Raw genomic sequence first — 24,708 nt, forward strand, 5'->3', positions numbered from 1 at the left:
TTTTCCCTGTTATGTAACATGATATGTAGGAATTCGGGATAAGGTCCCATATAAAAAGACATCGTTTCAGTTCGAAACGATGCCTCCTGTATCTAATGAGTCTAGGCTTCCTTCCGCAGCCCGCGGAATATAAGGCCCAGCAAGAACACGAAGATGGCTGCCCCGATGATGGCCGGGAAAATAGCAAAGCCGGCGAGGCTCGGTCCCCATGTGCCAAGAAGTCCGTGCCCAATCCAAGCGCCGATCAGCCCGGCAATCATAGAGCCGAAAATTCCTCCCGGCAGCCGGTTTCCTACAATGGCGCTCCCAATTAATCCGATAACAATTGCAACAACTAATGAAACCAAAAAGCTAAGCATCATGATCACCTCTCATAAATGATTTACTAATCAATAACCGCTCCTGATCATTTCGAAACACTTAAAAGCATATTCCTTTATGATCCTGTTTTAATCTTTCTCTGCACACTGCCGTCAGCTAAATGAACAATGACCTCAGTGCCTTTATGCGCCGCGATTTCCTTTGCCCGTTCAATCGCTTCTTTCTTTGTATCTTTGATTTCAGACACACGTTTGGCGCCCTCGGCTTTGACTGCCCAGCCTTTTTTATGCTTAATAACATGCTCTGCTTTATTCATGAGCTCGGGGCCGCTGCCGCTGCTTGGATCAGCATCGCGTTCTGTCTCATCATCATGCGTCAGGAAATCATCAATTTCATCTGTAGAGGCGTTTTCCGCCCATTCCTTCGCTTTGCTTGTCGCAATTGGAATCGCGCGCCCTTCCTCATAGCCTTCATCAATCATCGCATTCGCAATGTCTATCGCCTTTTTTCTCACCGGCTTCTCAAGATTTTTTAATGAAGCAGGATAATCCTTCATCGACCAAGGCATGTCCATCACTCCTTTTCCTTTTATAAAAATGGTACCCGCAGGTGAAAAATAAAAACGCATCCGAAAAAATGAAGGTATACTATATAGTAGAAAAAACGGAAGGGAAGTGCGGATTGGGTGCCAACAGAACGAAAAGAAGACTTACATCAGCAATTAAAAGAGATAGAGAAATGGGAAAAAGATCAGCAAAAAGTCTGGTTTTGGGAAAAGCTCAGCCGTCTCCCGTTTCAACTCCTGGACAAGCTGACACCAGAATTCATCCAGAAAAAGATCGGCAAGCTCTTGGATGAGGTCGGCAGCTTTGTTCAAACAGGCGGACAGTACCTGACATCTGAAAAACAGATTATCAGGATATTTCAAAAGAAACTGCCGGAGGAGATCTTTGAATCGCTGGAGGACATCCGGAAGGCGCCTCTTTCTGTCATGGATGAAATTGCGGAAGGAATGGGCAAAAATAGAACCAACGCAGCAACCGTTCAAGGCGCGACAACCGGTGTGGGCGGCGTGTTTACGCTGGCGGCAGACATTCCGGCAGTGCTTGGCTTATCACTAAAAACATTACAGGATATCGCAGTCGCATACGGCTATGACCCAAAGGAGAAAAAAGAACGAGTCTTCATTGTGAAATGCCTGCAGCTTACGTCGGCTGATGTTGTCGGCAAAAGATCGATTTTGCAGGAATTAAAACACTACGATCAAGACCGAACATATAAGAATGTCGCTTCTCAAATCCAAGGCTGGCGAGAAGTCGTTTTGGGCTATCGAGACACGTTTGGCTGGAAAAAACTTTTCCAGATGGTGCCGGTTGCCGGAATGGTTTTTGGCGCCGCTGCCAATCGCTCAACATTAAACGACATTACCGAGACAGGCATGATGCTGTACAAAAAGAGGCGCATTCTTGAACGACTGAAAGAAACAGAACGAGAGATGGAATAGCAGAAAGCAGACGTATACCGCGATCCGCCTGCTTTTTTTAGTGGAAACATACCCAATGTGTTTTATTTGTTTAAAAGAATTGTGAGCGGGAATACAACAACCAACACCAATTAAAGGAGGAATTCAAAATGGCAGACAATAACAAAATGAGCAGAGAAGAAGCAGATAGAAAAGGCGGAGAAACAACAAGCAAGAACCATGACAAAGAATTCTATCAAGAGATTGGTCAAAAAGGCGGAGAAGCCACCAGCAAAAACCATGACAAAGAATTCTATCAGGAAATCGGCGAAAAAGGCGGAGAAGCCACTAGCAAGAACCATGACAAAGAGTTCTATCAAGAAATCGGTGAAAAAGGCGGAGAAGCCACTAGCGAAAATCATGACAAAGAATTCTATCAAGAAATCGGCCGAAAAGGCGGAGAGGCAACAAGCAAAAATCATGATAAAGAATTCTACCAAGAAATTGGCTCAAAAGGCGGAAACGCCCGCAACAACGACTAATCAAAAGCATAAAGGCAGACAACCTGTAAATAAAAAAGCGATCCGGCACATCAGCTGGATCGCTTTTTTTTGGAATCTTCTCAATTTATGCCGCTATTGCGATACAATAAGTGAAAAAGGGGTTTTCGCTAATGTCCAAGATGCAAAACTTGCTCGCCATCGCAAATGAAGTCAAAGAAAAGCACGCCAATTTTTCAATCTCAGAGGTCAACGACCACTGCGTGCGCCTTGCGGTGTTTACGGGAGAATATGACTGGCACCATCACCCTGACTCAGACGAATTGTTTATTGTTCTTGAAGGGGAGCTGCTGATCGATTTTAAGGACAAAGAAACCGCGGTGCTCAAAGCAAATGACAGCCTGCTGATCCCGAAAGGCACGGTTCACCGCACACGCTCTTATGTCAGAACGGTAAATCTCTGTGTGGAGCATAAACAAGCCAAAACCGTCATCATAGAGGAGCAGCCATGCTAATCAAAAAGATGATATGTGAAGTAGACGCTGCAAACGCTGAAGCATTTGCAAAAGCGCAGTCACAGTGGGGAGCATTATCGCATATAAGCGGCTTTATCAAACAGGCCGGCGGCTGGCGAAAAACGATAGACGAGCCGCTCACCGCAGAAATCATCAGTGTATGGGAAAACAGAGCAGCCTATGATCATTTTATGGAGAACGAACATGACAGCATATACGAGGAAAACGATCAGAAGGCTGTAATTCTTTCGATAGAGGTGACGGTGTACGAAGAGGATAAACCGTTCGTTCACGATCTGTTACATAACCCTGATATCCGGTACGAACCAGACTGGACGGTTCTGAAGGCATAATCAAAGCCCAAAACATCATGTTTTGGGCTTGTCTCTTTACTCGCGTCCCGGAAGTGTATTATGAACAAAAGGCGGTGCTGGTTTTAACTCCGGTTTTTCTCCAAACGTTTTTGCCTCTTTCACATATTCAAAGGCTTCTCCGTCCGGCGCTTTTTCATTCAGCCAGTTTTGCTTGGTGCTTTCTTCGCCTTCAGAGAAATTGATAAGCTGATGTGAGAACTCTTGTTTTTCGAGCGCTTTCGGGAAGGTACCCGGCACAACCGGACCTTCCTGTGCTTCTAATTCTTTAATGGCGGCAAGCCATTGGTTCTGGTGCATTGTGTCACGCGCCAGCAGGAAGCTGAGCATATCTTTGACGCCTTTGTCATCCGTCATTTCAAACAGGCGTGCGACCTGCAGACGGCCCTGTGATTCTGCATTCAGGTTGGCGCGGAAGTCTGCCAGCAGGTTTCCGCTTGCTACGATATAACCGCCGCTCCAAGGTACGCCTGTACTGCTTTCCGGCATGGCGCCAAGTCCTGATACAATCGCATGGTGAGGGTTCATGCCGCCTAGGATGGAGCCGATGACCGGATCTTCAGCAGCTTTTTCCTGCTGATCAAGAGGGGCATTCTCAAGAAGTCTGGCAATCATCGTTGCGATCATTTCAACATGCCCGAGCTCCTCAGTTGCCGTATCCATCAGCAAGTCCTTGTATTTTTCATTTCCTCTTGTGTTCCAGCCTTGAAATAAGTACTGCATGGCAACTGAAATTTCTCCGAATTGCCCGCCTAAAATTTCTTGCATTTTTTTTAGCGAATAATGGATCTGGACGATCTGGTTTAGCAGGATGCTGCAGCATTTTTGTGTGCTTAAACATGTACCCATCTCCTTTTTCGATTATCTCTTTTTATATTTCCGATCGATAGAAAGATAAACGAAAAACAGCGTATCGAGATGGGAACTATGAATCTTTTCGCAGCTCCAACAGTTCCCGGATCAGCTCCCGGCCGAAGATGGGCTCATACTGCCGGTAAACAGGGTCAAGACGCTTCATCCATTCTTGTTTCTCTTTATCTGACAGCTCATAAATATGTATAGCAGAATTCTTTTTGATTTCTTCCAGCTGCTCCTTGTTCATTTGTTCGGCATACGTTTCATTCCACTCCGTCGTCTCCTTCATCGCTTCAGTCAAAATGCGCCTTGTTTCTGGTGTTTGCGCCTTCCAGAAGTGTTCATCAGTCATGACAGCGTAGCCGAGATAACCGTGGCTGCTTATTGTCAAATAGTCCTGAACATTATAAAATTTTTTAGAATAGATGTTTGAAATTGTATTTTCTTCGCCATCGACTACATTGTTTTCTAACAGCTGAAAGGTAGAATTGAAGGATTCCTGATGAGGTGTTGCGCCAAGCAGCTTGAACTGATCCTCAATCACATCGCTTTGCATAATGCGCAGATGCTGCCCTTTTAAATCATCCGGTGTTTTGACCGGCCCTTGATTTGTTGTGATTTGCTTAAAGCCGTTCGTCCAATAGGCCAGTCCTTTTAATTGGTTTTTCTTTAGAGAATCAAACAGCTGTGTGCCGATGCTTCCGTTCAGCCCTTTTTTGGCGGCGTTGTAATCTGTAAAAGCATACGGCAGATCAAGCACTCCCCATTCAGGCGAGAGCATGCCGAGCTTCGATGTGGAGGGGGCGATAAATTGAACATCGCCGTTTTGCAATGCTTCAATTTCTTCAATGTCCGAGTACAGGCTTCCATTGGGAAATACTTCTATTTTTATTTTCCCGCCTGATTTTTCGTTCACCAGATCAGCGAATTTATTGGCGGCAAGCCCTTTTGGCGTATTTTCAGCAACCACGTGGCTGAATTTAAACACGATTTGATCCTGCAGGCCTTCCTGGTCGTCATCATAAACAATCTTTTTATTGCCTGTATGATCATGGAATCCGATAAATAAAGCGGTTGCAATTCCAGCGATCATCAGTGCGAGACATGCAAGCAAACTCTTCATGAAAAGCCCTCCCCTATGTTAAGGATAATGGGGGCAATGACATTCGTAAAGACCTGAAAGGAGAAGCTGATGAACAAAAAGAAGCTCTCAATCCGTTGGAAAATCACGATCTTATCCTATATACTCGTCATTTTCTCCTTTTTGATCGGCGGCATTGTGCTCATCGGCAACATTCAGCATACAGAGGAGCGGGAGCTGAAAAAGCGGCTGATGAATACGGCCCGGACGGTGTCAGAGATGACAGAAGTGAAAGAAGCCTTGGCGCGAAAAAAACAAACAGAAGCTGTTCGCCATGCGGTTGAAGAAATCAGGATGATTAATGAAGCAGACTATATTGTCGTCATGGATATGAATCACATCCGATATACGCATCCTGTCAGCACAAGCATCGGCAAGAAATCAGAAGGTGCAGACGAGGAGGCAGCGTTTGCGGAGCACATTTATTTCTCTGAAGCAAAGGGCGAGCTCGGCACGGCGGTTCGCGCTTTTTATCCGGTTAAGGATCAAGACCTGAACCAAATAGGCGTGGTGCTTGTCGGAAAAACGCTGCCAGGGATCGCTGACATCCTGCTTCATTTAAAGCGTGATATCGCCTTCATCGTTGTGCTGACACTCGGCTTTGGCCTTGCTGGTTCCTTTTTGCTGGCCCGCCATATCAAAAAACAAATGTTTCAGCTTGAACCCCATGAGATTGTCCGAATGTATGAAGAACGGACAGCGACGTTTCACTCGATGAATGAAGGGGTGATCGCTATTGACAATCGGCTCGTCATTACGATTTTTAATGAAAAAGCGAAACAGATCTTTGAAGTGCAGGGGGATCTGATCGGCAAGGTGATTTGGGAGGTTCTCAAGGATTCGCGCCTGCCTGAAATCGTGGAGCGGAACAAAGCGGTTTATAATGAAGAAATTCGTGTCAGCGGAAAAGTCATCATGAGCAGCAGAATTCCGATCGTCATGAAGAAAAAAGTGATCGGCGCCGTTGCGATTTTTCAGGACAGAACGGAAGCGGCCAAGATGGCAGAGGAATTGACTGGTGTCAGAAACTTTGTGGAGGCGCTCCGTGTCCAAAACCATGAGCATATGAATAAGCTGCACACGATCGCCGGTCTCATCCAGCTGGGGAAATCTGAAAAAGCCTTGCAGCTTGCATTCCAGGCGTCAACTGAGCAGGAAAATGTGACTGAATTTCTGCACCGCTCGATTCAAAATGACGCTGCGGCAGGCCTTCTATTAAGTAAAATCAGAAGGGGAAGAGAGCTCGGCATTGCTGTTCATATAGATGAAAACAGCAGTCTTCAGCAATTTCCCGAGCATATTGATCAGCATGATATTGTCGTGCTTTTGGGGAATCTGATTGAAAATGCCTTCGGCTCATTTGAAACCGTTCAATCTGAAGACAAACGAATTGACATTAGTATCGAACAAACAGATGATATCCTTGCTATTTTAATAGAAGATAACGGCTGCGGAATTGATCCGGCACATATGCCTCGCCTTTACGACAAAGGTTTTACGGTCAATAAAACTGGCGGCACAGGCTATGGCCTGTATCTAGTGAAACAAATCATAGACAAAGGATCGGGCGCGAAGAAGTTGATTCACATGCGGAGCAGGGGACATCTTTTTCTATCGTTTTTCCAATGAAGGGGGAGGAAGCACAGCATGGCTCGTAAAGAATGGAAGGTTCTGCTCATTGAAGACGATCCGATGGTTCAAGAGGTCAATAAGGATTTCATTACAACTGTTAAAGGCGTTACTGTCTGTGCAACGGCAGGAAACGGAGAGGAAGGCATGAAGCTGATTAAAGAAGAACAGCCGGATCTCGTCATTCTCGATGTGTACATGCCGAAAAAAGACGGCATCAAGACCTTGCAGGAGATCAGAAAGCAAAAGCTTGAAGTGGATGTCATTGTCGTCTCCGCTGCAAAAGACAAGGAAACGATCTCACTCATGCTGCAAAACGGAGCGATTGACTATATCTTAAAGCCGTTTAAGCTTGAGCGAATGAGACAGGCGCTCGAAAAGTACAAGCAATATAAACAAAAAATCGAAGCGAATGATACGCTGTCCCAGGAACAGCTCGATGCGATCCTGAATATTCCGCAGCAGGCCGTACAGGATCTGCCGAAAGGGTTGAATCACTTCACGATGAATGAAGTCACTGCTTTTTTGAAACAGCAAACCGCATCCCTTTCTGCTGAAGAGGTCGCCAAGGCTCTCGGCATCGCCAGAGTGACAGCCAGACGATATCTTGATTACTTAGAAAAAACCGGGATCATCAAATTGGACGTTCAATACGGCGGAGTCGGCCGGCCGGTCAACCGCTACGTGTTAAAAGGATAAACCTGAGACCAAAAAGACCAAAATGTCCGTTATGATCATAAACTTCCCCAGACGTTATGAAAACGCTATCATTCTAGTAAGAAAGACACAAAAGGCGAATAGGACAGGGGGATGAAGGATATGAAACTGTTTAAAAATTTAACAGTTCAGGTCATAACCGCGGTCATCATCGGGGTCATTGTCGGGCTGGTCTGGCCGGATGTCGGCAAAGAAATGAAACCGCTTGGCGATACATTTATCAACGCTGTTAAAATGGTGATCGCACCAATTATTTTCTTCACAATCGTTCTCGGGATTGCAAAAATGGGCGATATGAAGAAGGTTGGAAAAGTAGGGGGAAAAGCGTTTATCTATTTCGAGGTTGTCACCACCCTCGCACTCATTATCGGTTTATTTGTCGTCAATATTATGAAGCCGGGTGCGGGTCTTGATTACAGCAAGCTTGAAAAGGGAGATGTATCACAATACACGCAAAATGGCGGTCAGGGAATCGACTGGATTGAATTTGTTACACACATTGTTCCATCCAATATGGTTGATGCCTTCGCAAAAGGGGACATTTTGCAGGTCTTATTCTTTTCTATTCTTTTCGGAGTGGGTCTTGCGGCATTAGGCGAAAAAGGGAAAAGCGTCATTGATTTCTTCGACAAGGTTTCTCACGTTTTTTTCAAAATTATCGGCTACATTATGCGTGCCGCGCCAATCGGGGCATTCGGGGCGATGGCGTATACAATCGGACACTTCGGGCTCGATTCCATCAAACCGCTGGCAAGCTTAATGATGTCTGTTTATATTACGATGTTCCTGTTCGTATTTGTTGCTTTAAATATCATCTGCAAGCTTTACGGATTCAGCCTGTGGAATTACCTTCGCTTCATTAAGGATGAGCTTCTGATCGTGCTTGGCACAAGCTCTTCCGAATCGGTGCTTCCGCGTATGATGGATAAAATGGAGCGCTACGGCTGTTCCAAATCCGTTGTCGGGCTAGTTATTCCGACGGGCTATTCGTTTAACCTCGACGGCACATCCATTTATTTATCAATGGCGACTGTCTTTTTGGCACAGGTGTTTGGAGTAGACCTCAGCATCGGCCAGCAAATTACGATTATCCTCGTTCTGATGCTGACATCGAAGGGAGCGGCAGGTGTGACGGGAAGCGGATTTATCGTCCTTGCCTCAACGCTGTCAGCGCTGCAGGTCATTCCGCTGGAGGGTCTTGCACTCCTGCTAGGGGTTGACCGTTTCATGAGTGAAGGAAGAGCCATTGTGAACCTGATCGGAAACGGAATCGCCACGATCATTGTTGCTAAAAGCGAAAATGAATTTGATGAAGAAAAAAGCGTAGAGGCTGTTGAAGGCATGAAAAAAATGAAAACAGCAGTCTGAAAAAAGAACGGCCCATCCATGGGGCCGTTTTTTTAATTGTTTAAGAATTATTAAGGTAAGGACAGAGACCTCAGCATTTTTTTGTTATATAATTTACAAATGGATACTATATTGAATGAAGGACGTTTGTCCTAACAGGAGTGTATAAATGGCCGCTTTAGTTAAATTTTTTCAGCACCCGGGAGTAAGGCGTTTCTCCATCTTTGTCGTGTTAACTGGTGTGTTATATCTATTTAAGAGCATGATCAACTTAATATTGCTTACCTTCATTTTCACATTTCTAATGGATCGTTTGGAGCTTGTCGTGCGGCAGTTTGTAAGCCAGTTCTTCCGCGTGAGCCAGCGGGTTGTCATTACGTTTCTTTACATGTTGCTGGCTGTGCTGCTCACAGTCGGGGGCTTTGTGTTTTATCCGGTCGTCGCGGCACAGATCCAGCAGCTGGTAAAGCAGATTAAACATATTGCGTATCATCCTGACAGCATCCCTTTCTTTGATGAGATCACCAGTGTCTTCGGAGATATTAACATCAGTTCATATGTCAAAGAGGGCTTCAATGTAGTGTATACGTATCTGGCCGATATCAGCACATTCGGCTTGCAGGTCGTGATGGCGCTCATTCTCAGCATGTTTTTCTTATTTGAGAAAAAACGGCTTTCTGAATTCATGGCGAAATTTAAAACGAGCAAACTGAGGGTCTTTTATGAGGAGATTGCTTTTTTCGGAAGCAAATTTGCAAGAACGTTCGGCAAGGTGCTCGAGGCTCAATTTATCATTGCGCTCGTCAACTGTATTCTGACGTTTATCGCGCTTTGGATTATGCATTTTCCGCAGCTGTTTGGGCTTTCGATTATGGTGTTCTTCCTTGGATTGATCCCTGTAGCAGGCGTCGTCATTTCCCTGATTCCGCTCAGTATTATCGCCTACAGCACTGGCGGTGGAATGTATGTGCTCTACATTGTTCTTGTCATATTCGCCATTCATGCGATCGAAACCTATTTCTTAAATCCGAAGCTGATGTCGGCGAAAACAGAGCTGCCAATCTTTTTCACCTTCACAGTACTCATTTTCTCTGAACACTTCTTCGGCATTTGGGGTTTAATTATCGGGATTCCGATCTTTGTGTTTCTCCTTGATATTCTGGATGTCACCAACAAGGAAGATAGGTCTAAAGGACCCCGAGAGAATAGCGATAAAATGTAGTTTAAAATCGAATAATGAGTGTGCCTCGATCTGCCGGCCTGCCTGTTCAAGGCATGGAATTAAGACTCGGAATCGGAGCTTGGCATTGCTTCGCACAGTGGTGAACACAACAGGTGACAATGCCTGTCATCATTACAGAAACTGAAAAGAACAAACAGTCGGAGCAAACGCTCATCATCGGTTTAACCAAACATTTGGGAGCAACAAATGCTATAATACAAACAGTGCCTAATGTTGGGCACTGTTTATTTTTTGTCGAAAAAGGAGGAAGGCTTTATGGCTGAGCCGATTTTACATATTGAAGGCCTCGATAAAAAGATTGGGTCTAAACAGATTTTAAAACAGATCAGCATGGACGTCATGGAGGGTGAAATCATCGGCCTTCTCGGTCCAAATGGTTCCGGAAAAACAACACTCATCCGTATCATCGTCGGGCTGCTGAAACAAAACAGCGGAAGCGTGACAATCAGCGGATTCCAGCATGATACAGAGTTTGAAAAAGCGATGGAAGCGGTTGGAGCGATTGTTGAGAACCCTGAGTTCTATCCGTACCTGACAGGCTGGGAAAACCTCAAGCACTTTGCGAATATGCACAAAAAAATAGCGGATGAACGGCTTGATGAAGTGGTGGAACGTGTCGGGCTGACGTCAGCGATTCATGATAAGGTGAAAACCTATTCCCTTGGGATGCGCCAGCGTCTGGGAATCGCCCAGGCAATTCTTCACCGGCCGAAGCTTCTCATTCTAGATGAACCGACAAACGGCCTCGATCCTGCGGGGATGAAGGATTTTCGCGATCATATTAAGGAACTCGCAGAAATGGAAGGAACAGCTGTCCTGTTCGCCACTCATTTATTGCGCGAGGTTGAAGACTTGTGCGACCGTGTCATCATCATTCAAAAAGGTGAGATCAAAGCGGAAGTCAGCTTACAAGGAACTGGCCAAACCACAGAAAAAGCGATTATAGAAGTGCAGCCGCAAGAAAAAGCGCTCAATTGGCTGACAGGCAATCAATATCAAGCTGAGAGCCAAGACGGGACGATTGTAGTTGAGGTGGCAAAAGAAAACATACCGGAGCTGAACCGATCACTTGTCGGACAAGATCTGAATGTATTTTCCATTACGCCTTACACGCAGTCACTGGAAGACGAATTTATAAAAGCGACAACAGCTCATCAAGAGGAGGGAGAAGAGCTTGTCTAAATTAATTTGGAATGAACATATGAAACTTTTTAATCGGAAGGTCACTTTGGTTTCTCTTATCCTGATGGCTGTCTTTCAATTCTTCATGGCATTGATCATTAAACGGATTGTCATCAGTGCTGGAACAGATGAAAACTTCATCGGCTATTTATCGTATACACCGAGCCTGAACATTTTGCTGCAGGCTTTAACGATCGTAATTGCAGCAACAATTGTTTCGATGGAATTTGATAAAAAGACGATCAAATTTTTGCTCATTCGTCCGGTTAAACGCCAAAAGGTTTTTTGGTCAAAATTAATCACAGTCGTGATGGTCAGCTTCTATTTGTATCTGGCATACTACATTCTGGCATTATTATTCGGTCTCGTGTTTTTTGGCACATCGGTGACTGCGGAATCAAAGACATTGCTGGTCAACACCTTGGCGCTGATCGGGTCAAACTGGCTTGATGCTGTAATGATGGGATTATTCGGGCTGCTTTGTTCTTCGCTGTTCCGCAACAGCGCGGTAGCAGTTGTTGTCTCTTTCGTCGTTTTATACGGAGCGAGTACACTTGTTCAGCTCATGAAGTTGTTTGAAAACAAGTGGGGCAGCTTTTTGCTTTTTGCGAACACTGACTTTACGCAATACAGAAGCGGAGAGACAGCGTTGTTTTCAGGCATGACGCCATTGTTTTCAATTGGAATTCTCATCATACATGCCATATTCTTCATCGTTGTTGGCTGGTGGTGCTTCTGTAAACGGGATGTTCGGGTCTAAAGGCAAGGAATGACATTTTTGTGAAAAAGCTCACGTAAATCAATATCATTTGATATTTTGGTTTATACTAAAGGTACTGACGGAGGTGTCTCGATTGAGGAACTTTATTACCGCTTTACCGATCGTATTGCTGCTTGGATTCTCATTTGTGTCATTCGTGTTTCAGTTTGAACATCTTGTTTATTTCAGGCTCGCGCTTGGATTGTTTTCTCTCGTGGGACTGTACATGATATATAAAATGAAGACGGGCATCCGCTATTTTATCATCTATCTGTATGCCAGCTGGATTGTGTTGGCCGCAGTGACCGCTTTTGAAGAGCCGATTTTCTCAAGCTTTTTCTTTGGCGGCCTGGTGATGACGATGGGTTACCTGACATATATGCTGATTTATCTCGGCATGAAGCAAGACCGGGATGCAAATCCTGTGTAATCGCGCTGTTCCCTTGGGGAACGGCGTGTTTTTCTATACTGGACAAAAGGTTAACAGTTGCGGAAAAATGGCAGGAAATCTATAATACATATTAAATTTATCGGAATTAAAACTTGGGGGGCTGCCGGATGTCATTATTTATACAAAACGATCAACAGCGGCAATGGATGGAGAAAATCGGACGGATTGCGGATGAATTTCAGCAAACAGCTGCTGAAGATGACGAACAGGGACGTTTTCCTGCAGAGAAAATACAAAAACTGCGTGATGCTGGGTATACAGCATTAACATTGCCGGCATCTCATGGCGGAGGGGGCATTTCTGTTTACGATATGCTCCTGTTTCAAGAACGGCTTGCACGGGGAGATGCTCCGACGGCTCTTAGCATCGGCTGGCATTTGAGCGTGATCGGGGAGCTTGGAGAAGGCAACAGCTGGGATGAAGACGTATTTGCATTTGTTGCCAAGGAAGTCCAAAACGGAGCTGTCATTAACAGGGCGGCGACTGAAGCGAAAACCGGAAGCCCGACAAGAGGAGGGCGTCCCGGTACAAACGCCGTCAAAAAGGATGGCAAATGGGCAGTGAACGGGAGAAAAACCTTTACGACGATGTCACAAGCTCTGGATTATTTTTTAGTAACCGCATGGATTGAGGACAAACAAACAACAGGCGTGTTTCTCATTCATAAAGATGATCCCGGCTTGTCGATTGAAGAAACGTGGGATATGATGGCGATGCGGGCGACTGGGAGCCATGACCTTGTACTGAACGAAGTCATGCTTGATGAGAATAAGCTGGTGGAACTGCTTCAAGGGCCTCGTGGAGCTAAGCCGAATGGCTGGCTGCTTCACATTCCTGCGATTTATCTTGGTGTGGCTCAAGCTGCTCGTGACTATGCAGTGCAATTTGCATCGAAGTATTCTCCAAACAGCTTGAATGGACCGATCAAGAATGTCCCGGCCGTACAGCAAAGAACAGGCGAAATGGAGCTTGAACTGCTCAATGCCAGACACTTTCTTTTCCATATCGCTCAATTGTATGACGATCCGGAGCGGCGTCCACACTTGACCAGCGAGCTCGGTGCGGCGAAACATATCGTCACAAACGCTGCGCTGTCTGTTGTTGATAAAGCGATGAGAATTGTCGGGGCCAAAAGCCTGGAACGAACCAACCCGCTTCAGCGCTATTACCGTGATGTGCGAGCCGGTCTTCACAACCCGCCGATGGATGACGCCGTGATACACAAGCTGGCAGCTGAAGCGTTTGAGTCATAAAAAAGAGCCTTACCGGCTCTTTTTATGTATTGTTTTGCTCTTGCAGATTTTTTTGATGCTTGCGGTCGATCCTGTCATAAATAACGTTCATCAGCTTTGGATTGCCCATAATCGCCTCTTTGTTTTCCTGGATCAGCTGTTGGTAAGTTTTCACTTTACGCTTCGGCATGCTCCGGCGCCCTCCTGACATGTTTGTATTCACTTTCTAACTCCGTCAGCGACAATTCATACAGATGACGCTTTGACTTTTTGTATATACCATTCTGTATTAACAGATGAATGAGCTGTTTTTTTCTGATTTCTGCAGACTGAGGTGTCATTGTGTCACCAACCTCCAATCAAACGATATTGATAATCATTATCAATTAACTTCAGTATACAATGTCCGCAATCGCCTGTAAAGATGAAAAGAGTCCTATTCTTGGCTAATTTACAAACATTCAACAAATCGACAAAAAGTTTCCCGGGCAATAATTTGCTGTCGAAATATTCCGCTTCATTGAACGCACCCTGCTATTTTTCATGTTTTGAACCATACTATGTAATAGAATGGAGGCTGGTATTCAATGGAGCGGACAGAAAATCTGAAAAAGGGAGAAAAAGGGGCGCTCCTCAATATTTTTGCATATGTCATTCTTGCTGTTGTAAAGCTAGTCATCGGGATTCTATATCATTCTGAAGCGCTGAGAGCAGACGGGTTAAATAATGGAACAGATATTGTTGCGTCAGTAGCAGTGCTGATAGGATTGCGGATTTCTCAAAGACCGGCTGACAGCGATCATCCATACGGCCATTATCGGGCTGAAACAATTTCGTCTCTTGTTGCGTCTTTTATTATGATGGCAGTCGGCATTGAAGTGTTAATCGGCGGAGGAAAAGCGATTGCGGGCGGCACAACGGAAACGCCAAATCTTATCGCGGCATGGACGGCGTTAGGCAGTGCTGTGTTTATGTATGGCATCTATTTATATAACAAAAGGCTGGCAGCGTCCATTAAAAGCTCTGCCCTGATGGCAGCAGCAAAGGACAGCAGGTCAGACGCTTTTGTAAGCGCCGGCGCGTTTATCGGTGTTTTTTCGTCCCAGCTGAAGCTGCCGTGGATTGATCCGGTAACGGCTTTTATCATCGGCATCATCATTTGCAAAACTGCGTGGGATATCTTTAAAGACGCTTCACATTCCTTAACAGACGGCTTCCATTTAAAAGATCTTGAGCCTTACAAACAGACCGTCGGCAGGATCGAAAATGTGCATCGCCTAAAGGATGTGAAAGCGAGGTATTTAGGCAGTACAGTTCATATCGAGATGGTCATTACGGTTGATCCGAAGCTTACAGTAGAAGAAGGCCATGGAGTGGCGGATGAAGTAGAAGACAAAATAAAACATGAACACGATGTCACTCATGTTCATGTTCATGTAGAGCCTGACGACATAAAATAAGGCTGTTTAACGAATTAGCTTATATGTTCAGATAAAAATTCAGTCACTTCTTCAGGCGTTTTGGCATTGGCGCTGTGAAGGTGAGCTGTTTTTTCACCATTTTTGAAAATAAGCAGGCTGGGAATGCCCATTACTTGGTATTTTTCAGCCAGGTCAGGAAGCTCGTCCTTATTCAGCTCATACCAATCGTTTTGGTTGTACTCTTCCAAAATATCGCCGATGAACATATTCATGCGTGTGCAGTCTGGGCACCAATCAGCATAAAACTTTACAATGATTTCTTTATCGGATTGAATCAGTTCATTAAATTGTTCGTTTGTTGTGATTTTTTTCATATGTCACATCTCCTTTTCAATGCCATTTTAATATAAAATAAAAAGGAATTACATACAAATGCATTCAACATCAGCATGCCCAAAAATAATTAGATCATTTTCCGGTGAAAATGATAAGATAGTAAAGATGAATTGTAGTGGGGGGAGTATCCATTGAAAACAAGTCTAGGATTAGTGTACGGAGGAAAGTCGGCAGAACATAATGTTTCCCTGCAGACGGCTCTGGCTGTAATCAAAGCGCTAAATACTGAGAAGTTTGATATACATCCGATTTATATAACAGAAAAAGGCGAATGGGTTAGAGGCGCCCGTTTAACTGAACCTGTTTCAAACGTGAAAATGCTTCAATTTGAGCAAGGAGGCAGTGCTTTTTCTCCAGCTGCCCTGAACCAGGAGATGTTTCCGCAGGAAGCGTCACAGCAAAATGAAGCCATCGACGTCGTATTCCCGCTCCTCCACGGACCGAACGGAGAAGACGGTACGATCCAGGGAATGCTCGAGCTGTTGAACATTCCTTATGTCGGCAACGGAGTGCTTGCTTCCTCAGCCGGCATGGATAAAGTTGTCATGAAACATTTATTTGCTCAGGCCGGCCTTGCTCAGGCTAAATACGCAGCTTTCCTTAAGAAAGACTGGACTCGTTCTCCGAAAGAAAGCTGTGAGCAGGTTGAACAGGAATTAGGCTACCCTTGCTTCGTAAAACCGGCGAACCTCGGCTCAAGTGTCGGAATCAGCAAATGCCGAAACCGTGAAGAACTGCAAAAAGCGTTTGAGCTTGCTTTCCAATATGATCGCAAAGTCGTCGTTGAAGAAGGAATTAACGGCCGCGAGATTGAGATCGGCGTTCTTGGAAATGATGATCCTAAATGCTCTGTTGTGGGAGAAATCGCACCGAAGACAGATTTCTACGATTACAAAGCGAAATATGAGGATGGAGATACTGATCTGATGATTCCGGCGATTGTGTCTGATGAGGAATACGCAACAATCAGTGATATGGCGATCAAAGCGTTTAAAGCCATCGACGGTTCAGGACTCGTCAGAGCGGACTTTTTCCTGACAGCTGACGGCGAAGTTCTGATCAATGAAGTCAACACAATGCCTGGCTTTACACCTTTCAGCATGTTCCCGCTGCTCTGGAAAGAAGCCGGAGTGGAATATGCTGAGCTGATTGAACAGCTTGTGGAGCTTGCAAAAGAACGCCACGCTGAAAAACAATTGATTAAGCATACATTCTAATGAAGAAGGACACTGCCGGTAAAGGGCAGTGTTTTTTCCCGTATATACAAAAGAAAGAGAGGGACCTTACTTGATTAAGCGAACAGTAAAAAACATTGCCGAAATGGTTAATGGCACACTAACAAATCCGCAATATGAACAAACAGTCATTCATGGAGTGGCAACCGATACAAGAAAACTGGAACAACATCAGCTCTTTATTCCGCTGAAAGGGGAACGTTTTGACGGCCACTCTTTTGTGGAGCAGGCCTTTGAAGCTGGTGTAGCGGCTGTTCTTTGGGATCGGTCAGTACCAAATCCGCCCGAGAATCACGCCGTCATTTTAGTGGACGATACCCTTACTGCACTTCAGCAGCTTGCAAAAGCCTATTTGCAGGAGCTTGGCACGCGTGTCATCGGAGTAACCGGAAGCAATGGCAAAACGACAACAAAAGATATGATTCACGCCGTACTGGGGACCAAGTACCGTGTCCACAAAACTGGAGGAAACTTCAATAATCATATCGGTTTGCCGCTGACAGTTTTAGCGATGCCTGAAAATACGGAGATCGCCGTATTGGAGATGGGAATGAGCGCCAAAGGAGAAATTGACCTCTTGAGCCGCCTGGCAAACCCGGATGCGGCAGTGATTACGAATATCGGCGAATCGCATATGCAAGACCTCGGCTCTAGAGAGGGCATCGCGGAGGCGAAGCTTGAAATCATTAACGGGCTTAAAGAAGACGGAGTGCTGATTTATATCGGGGACGAACCGCTCCTTCAAAATGCATACAGCTGCCAGACGAAAACGTACGGTACGGGAACGCATAATGATTATCAGCTTCAGGATGTCAGCCAGGGTGAGGAAGGAACCCATTTTACAATCAAAGGGATAGAAAAAACGTTTTTTATTCCGATACTCGGCAAGCACAATGTGATGAACGCCATGGCTGCAATTGCTGCAGGGGCTTATTTTGGCATCGCGCCTGAGGATGCGGCAAAAGGACTGAGCGGCCTTAAGGTAACCGGTATGAGACTTGAACTCATCAAAACAGACAGCGGCCTTTCGATAATCAATGACGCTTATAATGCGAGCCCGACTTCTATGAAAGCTGCAATTCAATTGACAGAAAGCCTTGAAGGCTACGGCAAAAAAATGCTCGTGCTCGGTGATATGCTTGAGCTCGGCGATCTTGAAGAAACGTTCCATAAAGAGTGCGGCGCTGTGATCAGCCCTGAGAAAATTGACCGCGTCTTTACGTACGGAAAACTGGGAGCTTTTATCGCGGAAGGCGCCCTGAAACACTTTGAGAAAGACCGCGTCAGCCATTACACTGAGAAAAAAGATCTCCTCCAAGCTGTGAAGGAAAACGCATCAAAAGGCGATTTGATTTTATTCAAAGCGTCCAGAGGTATGAAGCTTGAAGAAATCGTTAAAGATTTAATAGAGAGCCCGCTTTCGTAAGAAAATATTTTGCGAAAAAACGCATATTGCATCATAAAATAACATGATGTGCAAACACTAATGTATGCCGGCCGAAAATTATGTATATCTGGCCGGCTGCGGCTATGATACAATATATATAGGTTATTTCGCGATACGAACATATTCGTCCGGACTTTTCATCGTGACCCGAAGTTCTCCGCTGGATTCTTGGGAGCGGATGGAGCAGCAGCCGGCATATTCGAGATGCCGATCTGCTTCTCATCTTATTGAAAAACAAATAGTGTAATGGTAAGATAAAACTTAAAGTAATTCGGGCTTTGTATACGGATGGATCCTGTCCTTCTTGTCTAAAGGGCAGTTTTATAAGTGGTAAATCACGACATTACTGAAACAGCAATTAGAAGGAGTTTGAATAATTTGACTATAACGTTTCAAGATTTTAATTTAAGTTCTGATCTCATGAAAGCAATTAATCGTATGGGATTTGAAGAAGCAACACCGATTCAGGCACAAACGATACCGCTCGGACTTTCAAATAAAGACGTCATTGGACAAGCGCAAACAGGTACAGGTAAAACAGCTGCGTTTGGTATACCCCTTGTTGAAAAAATTAACCCCGAGTCTCCTAATATTCAAGCAATCGTAATCGCGCCAACCCGTGAATTAGCCATTCAAGTATCTGAAGAATTGTATAAAATCGGACAAGATAAACGTGCGAAGGTTCTTCCTATTTACGGCGGACAGGATATTGGACGGCAAATCCGGGCGTTAAAGAAGAATCCGAATATTATTGTCGGAACACCTGGACGTCTTCTTGACCACATCAACCGCCGCACCATTCGTTTAAACAATGTAAATACTGTTGTAATGGATGAAGCGGATGAAATGTTGAACATGGGATTCATTGATGATATTGAATCTATCCTTTCAAACGTGCCAAGCGAGCATCAGACACTTCTGTTCTCTGCCACAATGCCTGCGCCGATCAAACGTATTGCAGAGCGCTTTATGACTGAGCCGGAACACGTAAAAGTAAAAGCGAAAGAAATGACGGTTTCTAACATTCAGCAGTTCTATTTGGAAGTGCAAGAACGCAAAAAATTCGATACACTGACTCGCCTTCTTGACATTCAGTCTCCTGAGCTTGCGATCGTATTCGGACGTACAAAACGCCGTGTCGATGAGCTGGCTGAAGCCCTGAACCTTCGCGGATATGCAGCTGAAGGTATTCACGGTGACTTAACGCAGGCGAAACGTATGGTTGCGCTTCGTAAATTTAAAGAAGGCGCAATCGAAGTTCTAGTCGCAACTGATGTTGCCGCTCGCGGACTTGATATCTCAGGTGTTACACACGTATACAACTTCGACGTGCCTCAAGATCCTGAAAGCTACGTTCACCGTATCGGAAGAACGGGCCGTGCAGGAAAAACAGGTATGGCGATGACGTTCATTACACCGCGTGAGAAAAGCATGCTTCGCGCAATTGAACAAACAACAAAACGCAAAATGGACCGCATGAAGGAGCCTACACTTGATGAAGCGTTAGAAGGCCAGCAGCAGGTTACTGTTGAACGTCTTCGCACGACAATCAGTGAAAACAACCTGAACTTCTACATGACAGCGGCAGCTGAGCTGCTTGAAGATCATGATGCAGTAACAGTGGTTGCGGCGGCTATCAAAATGGCTACAAAAGAGCCAGACGACACACCGGTTCGCTTAACAGACGAAGCGCCGATGGTCAGCAAACGCTACAAGAACCAGCGCTCTTCTAAACGCAGAGACGGTCAAGGCGGCGGCTACCGCGGCGGAAAAGGGAAAAGCAACAACCGTTCTTCCTATGACAAAAAGCGTTCAAACGATCGCCGTTCTTCAGGTGACAGACGCCAGAAAAAATCTTACTAATTTGATCGATTCAGAGCCCAAAACATGATGTTTTGGGCTTTTTTATGTTCGCGATTTGTTATTCAGCAAATTTTCAGCTGACGGAAGCCATTTTTCTCTGTATGCTTAAGAATGAAACCTTTCTGTAAAAGAGACGTATAAATAACGACGAAAAAAAGGGAGGTAGGTATTTTTGAGAGAGCAGCCAAAAAACCAAATCAGTCCAGACGGATTAAAGGTTTGGCGACTTCAAGAGATCATCATATCCGCTGTTTGCTTACTTATTGTCATTGCAGTTGCAGTGTTAAGCTATTATTTTCATTGGCCGTACTGGATCAGCGGCGTGCTCGGCGCGGTTTGGCTGTTGGGATCGATTGTGACGGTCTTTATCATTCCGAAGGTCCGTCATAAGGTGTGGCGATATGAAGTCCATGAACATGAAATAGATATTCAGTCAGGTATTTTTGTGGTAACACGTGTGATTGTTCCGATGGTCAGAGTTCAGCACGTCGATACGTCACAAGGGCCATTATTAAAAAAATACAACCTGGCAACGGTGAAAATTTCCACGGCCGCGACCGTTCATTCGATCCCCGCTTTAGAGATGGAGGAAGCGGATCGGCTGAGAGACTCCATTTCCCGTCTGGCGAGGGTGACTGACGATGATGTCTGAACCGAAACGCCTGCACCCGGCAGCAGTCATTTTGAATTTATGCCATACCATTATTCAAACGATAAAAAATATCATTCTGCCATTCTTTTTTGTGTATATTGTCAATTCAAACCATACTGTCCGTTTTTACGGAGCCATTGCGCTCGGTGTGCTATTCATCTGGCTTGTAGCGGCAAGCATTATCAAATGGAGAAGGTTTACCTATCGAATTGAAGATGATGAATTTAGAATCGAAGAAGGCTTATTTGTTACGAAAAAGCGATACATATCGATTGATCGGATTCAAACGATGAATACGAGCGCAGGCCTTGTCCAGCAAATCTTTAAGCTTGTGAAGCTGCAAATTGAAACAGCAGGCGGAGGCAAGGAGGCAGAAGCCGTTCTTTCTGCTATTTCTGTTGAAGAAGCGGAACGCATCAAAGAAGCTGTCTTTAAGAAAAAAGCGCAAAGACGAGAAAATGAACTTGATGAAGAACGGCTTGAAGCTGAAGAGGAGTTGGTTCCGGCCGTTGAGGCGCAAGAGCACTATCGCATGAACGCGAAAGAATTGCTCATGGCCGCTTCTACCTCCGGCGGAATCGGAGTCATTATCTCCGCTGTATTTGCACTTATTTCCCAGCTTGATGAAGTGCTGCCAATGGATTGGTTATTTGATAAATTTTCCTTCCTTCAGCACGCCAGCATCGGTATTTACGCGGTACTGATTTTTATCGGTTTATTTATCGCCTGGATTTTCAGCATCGCGGGCATGATGTTTAGATACGCGAACTTTCAAATCATAAAAAAAGAGCAGGAACTTGTGATTTCAAGGGGAATTATTGAAAAACATCAAGTCACGATTCCATTGCGAAAAATACAAGCCATTAAAATCAAAGAAAATATCATTCGCCAGCTTTTCGGCTTTGTAACGGTGTCCATCGTCAGCGCAGGAGGCGGCGACCGGGAAAAAGAAGAAGGCGCTTTGACCATTCTCTTTCCAATGATTCATAAAAAAAAGCTTCCGCACATGCTCCGAACATTTACGCCGGAATATACGCTGGAAGAAAACTGCCGCCGCCTGCCGCGGCGCGCGTTGAAACGCTATTTGTTCCGTTCTGTCATTTTTTCACTCTTTTTGATCATTCCGTTATGTATCTTCTTTCAGCCATGGGGCTATCTGTCAGCCATCCTGCTGCCGATAGAGTTGCTCTTCGGCTATCTCGCGTATAAAGAGGCTGCATGGACGATCAACGGGGACCGTCTTCAGCTGACGTCTAGATTTATAGGCAGAACAACCGCCATTGTACTGAAAAAACGAATGCAGGTCTGCAAGTTCAGCCAATCCTATTTCCAAAAGAAAGGCCGCTTGTATACCATTTCTACTTCGGTGAAATCATCGAGCCATATGGAAGAATTAACGGTGAGGGATGTAGGTGAAGAGGATGCAGCCTTCATTTTAAACTGGTACTCATATGAAAAAGCGGACGGTTAATACCGCCGCTCCAGCGTGTCGGCAAACCCTCGCATTCGTTGTCAGGACTGCGCTTCGGTGCTCAATGCGAAGTGGATCAACGGCTAAATTCTCAGGCGTCCTGCCTAAACGCCGTCGTCATCACATCCTGTGAAAGTCCGCTCCTATGCTCGTCCTTCCTAGACTTCAAGGGTTTTCAATCACGCTGAAAAGATGACAAAATCCTAAAATGAAAACCATTTTAGGATTTTGTCAACAATCTGAAGCGGCGGTTAATACCGCCGCTCTTTTTTTTGCACGCATAAAAACGAAAGAAGAAGCCCGCCGCATAGTCCAAACAGATGGGCCATCATGTTAATATTGGAGTTGATAAACGACATGAGAACGGCAAATGCGAGCAGTGTGATGATCATTTTGGAATGCTCCTGCCCTATTAGCTCATTGCGAAAAAGAACCATAAACAGGTACACGCCGAATAGCCCGAAAATTGCGCCTGAAGCACCGACATGCACGTAATCAAGCGGCTCTGTAATATAAGTGCCGATATTGCCGATGATGCCGGAGCCGGCGTATACAAGAAGGAAACGCGCTTTTCCCAGCATGCGTTCCAAAGCCGGGGCAAATAAAAAGATGGACATGGAATTAAACAGCAGATGTGTGAAACCGGCGTGCAGCAAAATTGGTGTGATCAGCCGCCACCATTCACCGTTTGCGACACCTAGATTATAGCCTGTGACGGTATCCCTCCATAACACGACTGAATGGGCAGGAAGTGAAAAAAACAGCCAGAGAACAGCTTGCAAAGCCAATATAAAAGTGACAACGGGGTAAAGCCTGATAAACGTTTGAAAATTTTCAGTCCGTATAAACATTCCGAGCCCCTTTTCTTCATTTTGGTATATCTATAGTAACACGTTTATGAGACAAACCATTTAAATAGTACGTACGCAAAGGAGGTTATCATACATGATTTACGGCATTGGACTGGACATTACCGAGCTTAAACGGATCGCCTCTATGGCTGGACGCCAGAAAAGGTTTGCCGAGCGGATTTTGACGCGAAGCGAGCTTGACCAATACCATGAGCTTTCTGAGAAAAGAAAAATCGAATTTCTCGCGGGCAGATTCGCGGCAAAAGAAGCTTTCTCGAAAGCATTTGGCACCGGTATTGGGAGGCAGCTCAGCTTTCAGGACATTGAAATTAGGAAAGACCAAAATGGCAAGCCCTATATCATTTGCACGAAACTGAGCCAGGCTGCCGTTCACGTATCGATCACTCATACAAAAGAATACGCTGCCGCGCAGGTTGTGATTGAAAGGTTGTCAAGCTAGTCTGCATATTAGGGAAACCCCACTCATATATTTGATAGTGCATTAAGGGAGACAAGTTGTTTGAGGCTTTTATGGTACGCATCTGTTCTGCCTAAACGTGTACCGAGCGTACCGTTAAAGTCAAACAAGCGATTTCTTCCTTTTACATCAATTGAGAAAAAGGGGTTGAAAAAGGTGAGAAAAAGCTTTGTTTTGCTTTTAACGGGACTGCTTGCTGTTCTTATTCTTTCTGCCTGCGGGCAAAAAACACAGCAAGATATTGTGGCCGGGTTAGATGAAAAGGCGAAAGAATACACCTCGTACAAAGCAAAAGCGAAAATGACCATCGAGACAGGGAGTGAGCCTCAAGTATACAATGTGGAAATCTGGCACAAAAAGCCGTCTCTGTACAGGGTTTATTTAGAAAATCCGAAAAAGGACCAAAATCAAGTCATTTTACGAAATGAAAACGGAGTATTCGTTCTCACGCCGTCTTTAAATAAGAGCTTCAGATTTCAAAGCGATTGGCCGAACAACAGCAGCCAGGTTTATCTGTTTGAATCGCTCGTAAAGGATGTTCAAAACGATTCGGATGCAGTTTTCACAGCGAAAGAAAAGAAATACGTATTCGAAACAAAAACAAACTATCAGCATAACAAAATGCTGCCCACGCAAGAAATCACATTTAACAAAAAAGATATGAGCCCGTCATCTGTCAAAGTGATGGATACTGACCGGAAAGTGATGGTCAAAGTAGAATTCAGCAGCTTTGAATTTAATAAACAATTTGATAAAGAATCATTTGATGAAAAGAAAAATATGACCCTTTCTCAAATGGATGTCGCCACAAGCGCGAAGCCTTCCGATACATTTGCGGTCAAAACGCCGCTGGAACTGCCGCTTGGCGTCAAGCTGCTTGAAGAAAAAGATATATCTACTGAAGACGGGAAGCGCATCATCATGACGTACGGAGGAGAAAAGTCATTTACGTTAATTCAGGAAAAAGCCCAGATTGCCAAGGCTTCCTCCTCCGTTACGCTGAACGGCGAACCGGTAAATCTCGGCTACACCATCGGCGCCTTGTCGGATGCATCATTGTCATGGACATATGAAGGTGTAGATTACCTTCTCTCTTCTAAAGATCTTTCTAAAGAGGAAATGGTAACAGTAGCGAAAAGCATGCAGGGACAATCATCGAAATAACAAC

At 44.9% G+C, this 24,708-nt stretch carries 27 protein-coding genes and 2 pseudogenes; 21 read left to right on the forward strand and 8 right to left on the reverse strand.

Going from position 1 to position 24,708, the window contains the following annotated elements; all coding sequences use genetic code 11:
* Positions 1–101: 101 nt before the first annotated feature.
* Both NSQ09_RS08330 and NSQ09_RS08335 read right to left on the reverse strand, forming a co-directional pair.
* Complete coding sequence (locus NSQ09_RS08330) at positions 102–359, reverse strand: GlsB/YeaQ/YmgE family stress response membrane protein (RefSeq protein ID WP_003246519.1); 258 nt, start codon at positions 357–359, stop codon at positions 102–104.
* 77 nt (positions 360–436) lie between these two features.
* On the reverse strand, positions 437–889 hold the full coding sequence (locus NSQ09_RS08335; RefSeq protein ID WP_003246574.1) for a DUF2188 domain-containing protein: 453 nt from the start codon (positions 887–889) through the stop codon (positions 437–439).
* A gap of 117 nt (positions 890–1,006) precedes the next feature.
* Between NSQ09_RS08335 and NSQ09_RS08340 the strand changes: the two genes are divergently transcribed.
* The 4 genes from NSQ09_RS08340 (at position 1,007) to NSQ09_RS08355 (ending at position 3,151) form a co-directional block, all read left to right on the forward strand.
* On the forward strand, positions 1,007–1,825 hold the full coding sequence (locus NSQ09_RS08340; RefSeq protein WP_017697016.1) for an EcsC family protein: 819 nt from the start codon (positions 1,007–1,009) through the stop codon (positions 1,823–1,825).
* 128 nt (positions 1,826–1,953) lie between these two features.
* Positions 1,954–2,325, forward strand: a complete 372-nt coding sequence (gene gsiB, locus NSQ09_RS08345; protein ID WP_017697015.1) for a glucose starvation-inducible protein GsiB — start codon at positions 1,954–1,956, stop codon at positions 2,323–2,325.
* Between the two features lie 131 nt (positions 2,326–2,456).
* Positions 2,457–2,798, forward strand: a complete 342-nt coding sequence (locus tag NSQ09_RS08350; RefSeq protein ID WP_017697014.1) for a cupin domain-containing protein — start codon at positions 2,457–2,459, stop codon at positions 2,796–2,798.
* A complete protein-coding gene (locus NSQ09_RS08355; RefSeq protein ID WP_017697013.1) occupies positions 2,792–3,151 on the forward strand; it encodes a YdbC family protein in 360 nt (119 codons plus the stop codon). The genes NSQ09_RS08350 and NSQ09_RS08355 overlap by 7 nt, the downstream gene beginning before the upstream one ends.
* A 36-nt stretch (positions 3,152–3,187) precedes the next feature.
* Here the strand turns inward: NSQ09_RS08355 and NSQ09_RS08360 are convergent.
* Both NSQ09_RS08360 and dctB read right to left on the reverse strand, forming a co-directional pair.
* A pseudogene (locus NSQ09_RS08360) lies at positions 3,188–4,010 on the reverse strand (manganese catalase family protein).
* Between the two features lie 84 nt (positions 4,011–4,094).
* Entirely contained in the window at positions 4,095–5,147 is a 1,053-nt protein-coding gene (gene dctB / locus NSQ09_RS08365) for a C4-dicarboxylate TRAP transporter substrate-binding protein DctB (protein WP_017697012.1), read from the reverse strand.
* 69 nt (positions 5,148–5,216) lie between these two features.
* Between dctB and dctS the strand changes: the two are divergent.
* From dctS to NSQ09_RS08410, 9 genes and pseudogenes are all read left to right on the forward strand, one after another.
* Positions 5,217–6,823, forward strand: a pseudogene (gene dctS / locus NSQ09_RS08370) (two-component system sensor histidine kinase DctS).
* Entirely contained in the window at positions 6,813–7,493 is a 681-nt protein-coding gene (gene dctR, locus NSQ09_RS08375) for a two-component system response regulator DctR (protein ID WP_014478888.1), read from the forward strand. The pseudogene dctS and the gene dctR overlap by 11 nt, the downstream one beginning before the upstream one ends.
* Positions 7,494–7,613: 120 nt before the next feature.
* Positions 7,614–8,879: a C4-dicarboxylate transporter DctP gene (gene dctP, locus NSQ09_RS08380; RefSeq protein ID WP_032722923.1), complete on the forward strand. Its 1,266-nt coding sequence runs from the start codon at positions 7,614–7,616 to the stop codon at positions 8,877–8,879.
* Between the two features lie 148 nt (positions 8,880–9,027).
* Positions 9,028–10,080, forward strand: coding sequence for an AI-2E family transporter (locus NSQ09_RS08385; RefSeq protein ID WP_015252777.1), 1,053 nt, complete (start codon positions 9,028–9,030; stop codon positions 10,078–10,080).
* Positions 10,081–10,199: 119 nt separating this feature from the next.
* Positions 10,200–10,364 (forward strand): hypothetical protein, encoded by a 165-nt coding sequence (locus NSQ09_RS08390; RefSeq protein ID WP_341032539.1) that lies wholly within the window; start codon positions 10,200–10,202, stop codon positions 10,362–10,364.
* Positions 10,357–11,283 carry an ABC transporter ATP-binding protein gene (locus tag NSQ09_RS08395; protein ID WP_014478890.1) on the forward strand — a complete coding sequence of 309 codons (927 nt, stop codon included), beginning with the start codon at positions 10,357–10,359 and terminating at the stop codon, positions 11,281–11,283. The genes NSQ09_RS08390 and NSQ09_RS08395 overlap by 8 nt, the downstream gene beginning before the upstream one ends.
* Complete coding sequence (locus NSQ09_RS08400; protein WP_017697009.1) at positions 11,276–12,043, forward strand: ABC transporter permease; 768 nt, start codon at positions 11,276–11,278, stop codon at positions 12,041–12,043. Before NSQ09_RS08395 ends, NSQ09_RS08400 begins: the two co-directional genes overlap by 8 nt.
* 94 nt (positions 12,044–12,137) lie before the next feature.
* Positions 12,138–12,473 (forward strand): hypothetical protein, encoded by a 336-nt coding sequence (locus NSQ09_RS08405; protein WP_144459191.1) that lies wholly within the window; start codon positions 12,138–12,140, stop codon positions 12,471–12,473.
* 128 nt (positions 12,474–12,601) lie between these two features.
* A complete protein-coding gene (locus tag NSQ09_RS08410; protein WP_041336800.1) occupies positions 12,602–13,747 on the forward strand; it encodes an acyl-CoA dehydrogenase family protein in 1,146 nt (381 codons plus the stop codon).
* A 22-nt stretch (positions 13,748–13,769) separates the two neighbouring features.
* On the opposite strand, the gene fbpB is transcribed toward NSQ09_RS08410, so the two are convergent.
* Both fbpB and NSQ09_RS08420 read right to left on the reverse strand, forming a co-directional pair.
* Positions 13,770–13,949 (reverse strand): Fur-regulated basic protein FbpB, encoded by a 180-nt coding sequence (gene fbpB, locus NSQ09_RS08415; protein WP_010886410.1) that lies wholly within the window; start codon positions 13,947–13,949, stop codon positions 13,770–13,772.
* Positions 13,903–14,067 (reverse strand): Fur-regulated basic protein FbpA, encoded by a 165-nt coding sequence (locus NSQ09_RS08420; protein ID WP_003225157.1) that lies wholly within the window; start codon positions 14,065–14,067, stop codon positions 13,903–13,905. Before NSQ09_RS08420 ends, fbpB begins: the two co-directional genes overlap by 47 nt.
* A gap of 246 nt (positions 14,068–14,313) precedes the next feature.
* Between NSQ09_RS08420 and NSQ09_RS08425 the strand changes: the two genes are divergently transcribed.
* Positions 14,314–15,186: a cation diffusion facilitator family transporter gene (locus tag NSQ09_RS08425; protein WP_014475869.1), complete on the forward strand. Its 873-nt coding sequence runs from the start codon at positions 14,314–14,316 to the stop codon at positions 15,184–15,186.
* A 14-nt stretch (positions 15,187–15,200) separates the two neighbouring features.
* On the opposite strand, the gene NSQ09_RS08430 is transcribed toward NSQ09_RS08425, so the two are convergent.
* On the reverse strand, positions 15,201–15,521 hold the full coding sequence (locus NSQ09_RS08430) for a thioredoxin family protein (protein ID WP_003234326.1): 321 nt from the start codon (positions 15,519–15,521) through the stop codon (positions 15,201–15,203).
* A gap of 153 nt (positions 15,522–15,674) precedes the next feature.
* Here NSQ09_RS08430 and NSQ09_RS08435 point away from each other — a divergent pair, with 153 nt between their 5' ends.
* The 5 genes from NSQ09_RS08435 (at position 15,675) to NSQ09_RS08455 (ending at position 22,211) form a co-directional block, all read left to right on the forward strand.
* A complete protein-coding gene (locus tag NSQ09_RS08435) occupies positions 15,675–16,760 on the forward strand; it encodes a D-alanine--D-alanine ligase (RefSeq protein ID WP_041336797.1) in 1,086 nt (361 codons plus the stop codon).
* 70 nt (positions 16,761–16,830) lie between these two features.
* Complete coding sequence (locus NSQ09_RS08440) at positions 16,831–18,204, forward strand: UDP-N-acetylmuramoyl-tripeptide--D-alanyl-D-alanine ligase (protein WP_041336795.1); 1,374 nt, start codon at positions 16,831–16,833, stop codon at positions 18,202–18,204.
* Positions 18,205–18,603: 399 nt separating this feature from the next.
* Positions 18,604–20,088, forward strand: a complete 1,485-nt coding sequence (cshA, locus tag NSQ09_RS08445) for a degradosome RNA helicase CshA (RefSeq protein ID WP_003246685.1) — start codon at positions 18,604–18,606, stop codon at positions 20,086–20,088.
* Positions 20,089–20,260: 172 nt separating this feature from the next.
* Positions 20,261–20,740, forward strand: coding sequence for a PH domain-containing protein (locus tag NSQ09_RS08450; protein ID WP_003234318.1), 480 nt, complete (start codon positions 20,261–20,263; stop codon positions 20,738–20,740).
* Positions 20,730–22,211, forward strand: coding sequence for a PH domain-containing protein (locus tag NSQ09_RS08455; RefSeq protein ID WP_341030930.1), 1,482 nt, complete (start codon positions 20,730–20,732; stop codon positions 22,209–22,211). Before NSQ09_RS08450 ends, NSQ09_RS08455 begins: the two co-directional genes overlap by 11 nt.
* 251 nt (positions 22,212–22,462) lie before the next feature.
* Here NSQ09_RS08455 and NSQ09_RS08460 read toward each other — a convergent pair whose 3' ends face one another.
* Entirely contained in the window at positions 22,463–23,062 is a 600-nt protein-coding gene (locus tag NSQ09_RS08460; RefSeq protein ID WP_042977090.1) for a rhomboid family intramembrane serine protease, read from the reverse strand.
* Positions 23,063–23,156: 94 nt separating this feature from the next.
* Here NSQ09_RS08460 and acpS point away from each other — a divergent pair, with 94 nt between their 5' ends.
* Together acpS and NSQ09_RS08470 are read left to right on the forward strand one after the other, a co-directional pair.
* Positions 23,157–23,522: a holo-ACP synthase gene (gene acpS, locus NSQ09_RS08465; RefSeq protein WP_014475874.1), complete on the forward strand. Its 366-nt coding sequence runs from the start codon at positions 23,157–23,159 to the stop codon at positions 23,520–23,522.
* A 165-nt stretch (positions 23,523–23,687) separates the two neighbouring features.
* On the forward strand, positions 23,688–24,704 hold the full coding sequence (locus tag NSQ09_RS08470) for a LolA family protein (RefSeq protein ID WP_072557167.1): 1,017 nt from the start codon (positions 23,688–23,690) through the stop codon (positions 24,702–24,704).
* Positions 24,705–24,708: the final 4 nt, after the last annotated feature.

Origin of the sequence: Bacillus sp. FSL W8-1202 (assembly GCF_038006165.1) — a bacterium.
GTDB lineage: Bacteria > Bacillota > Bacilli > Bacillales > Bacillaceae > Bacillus > Bacillus subtilis.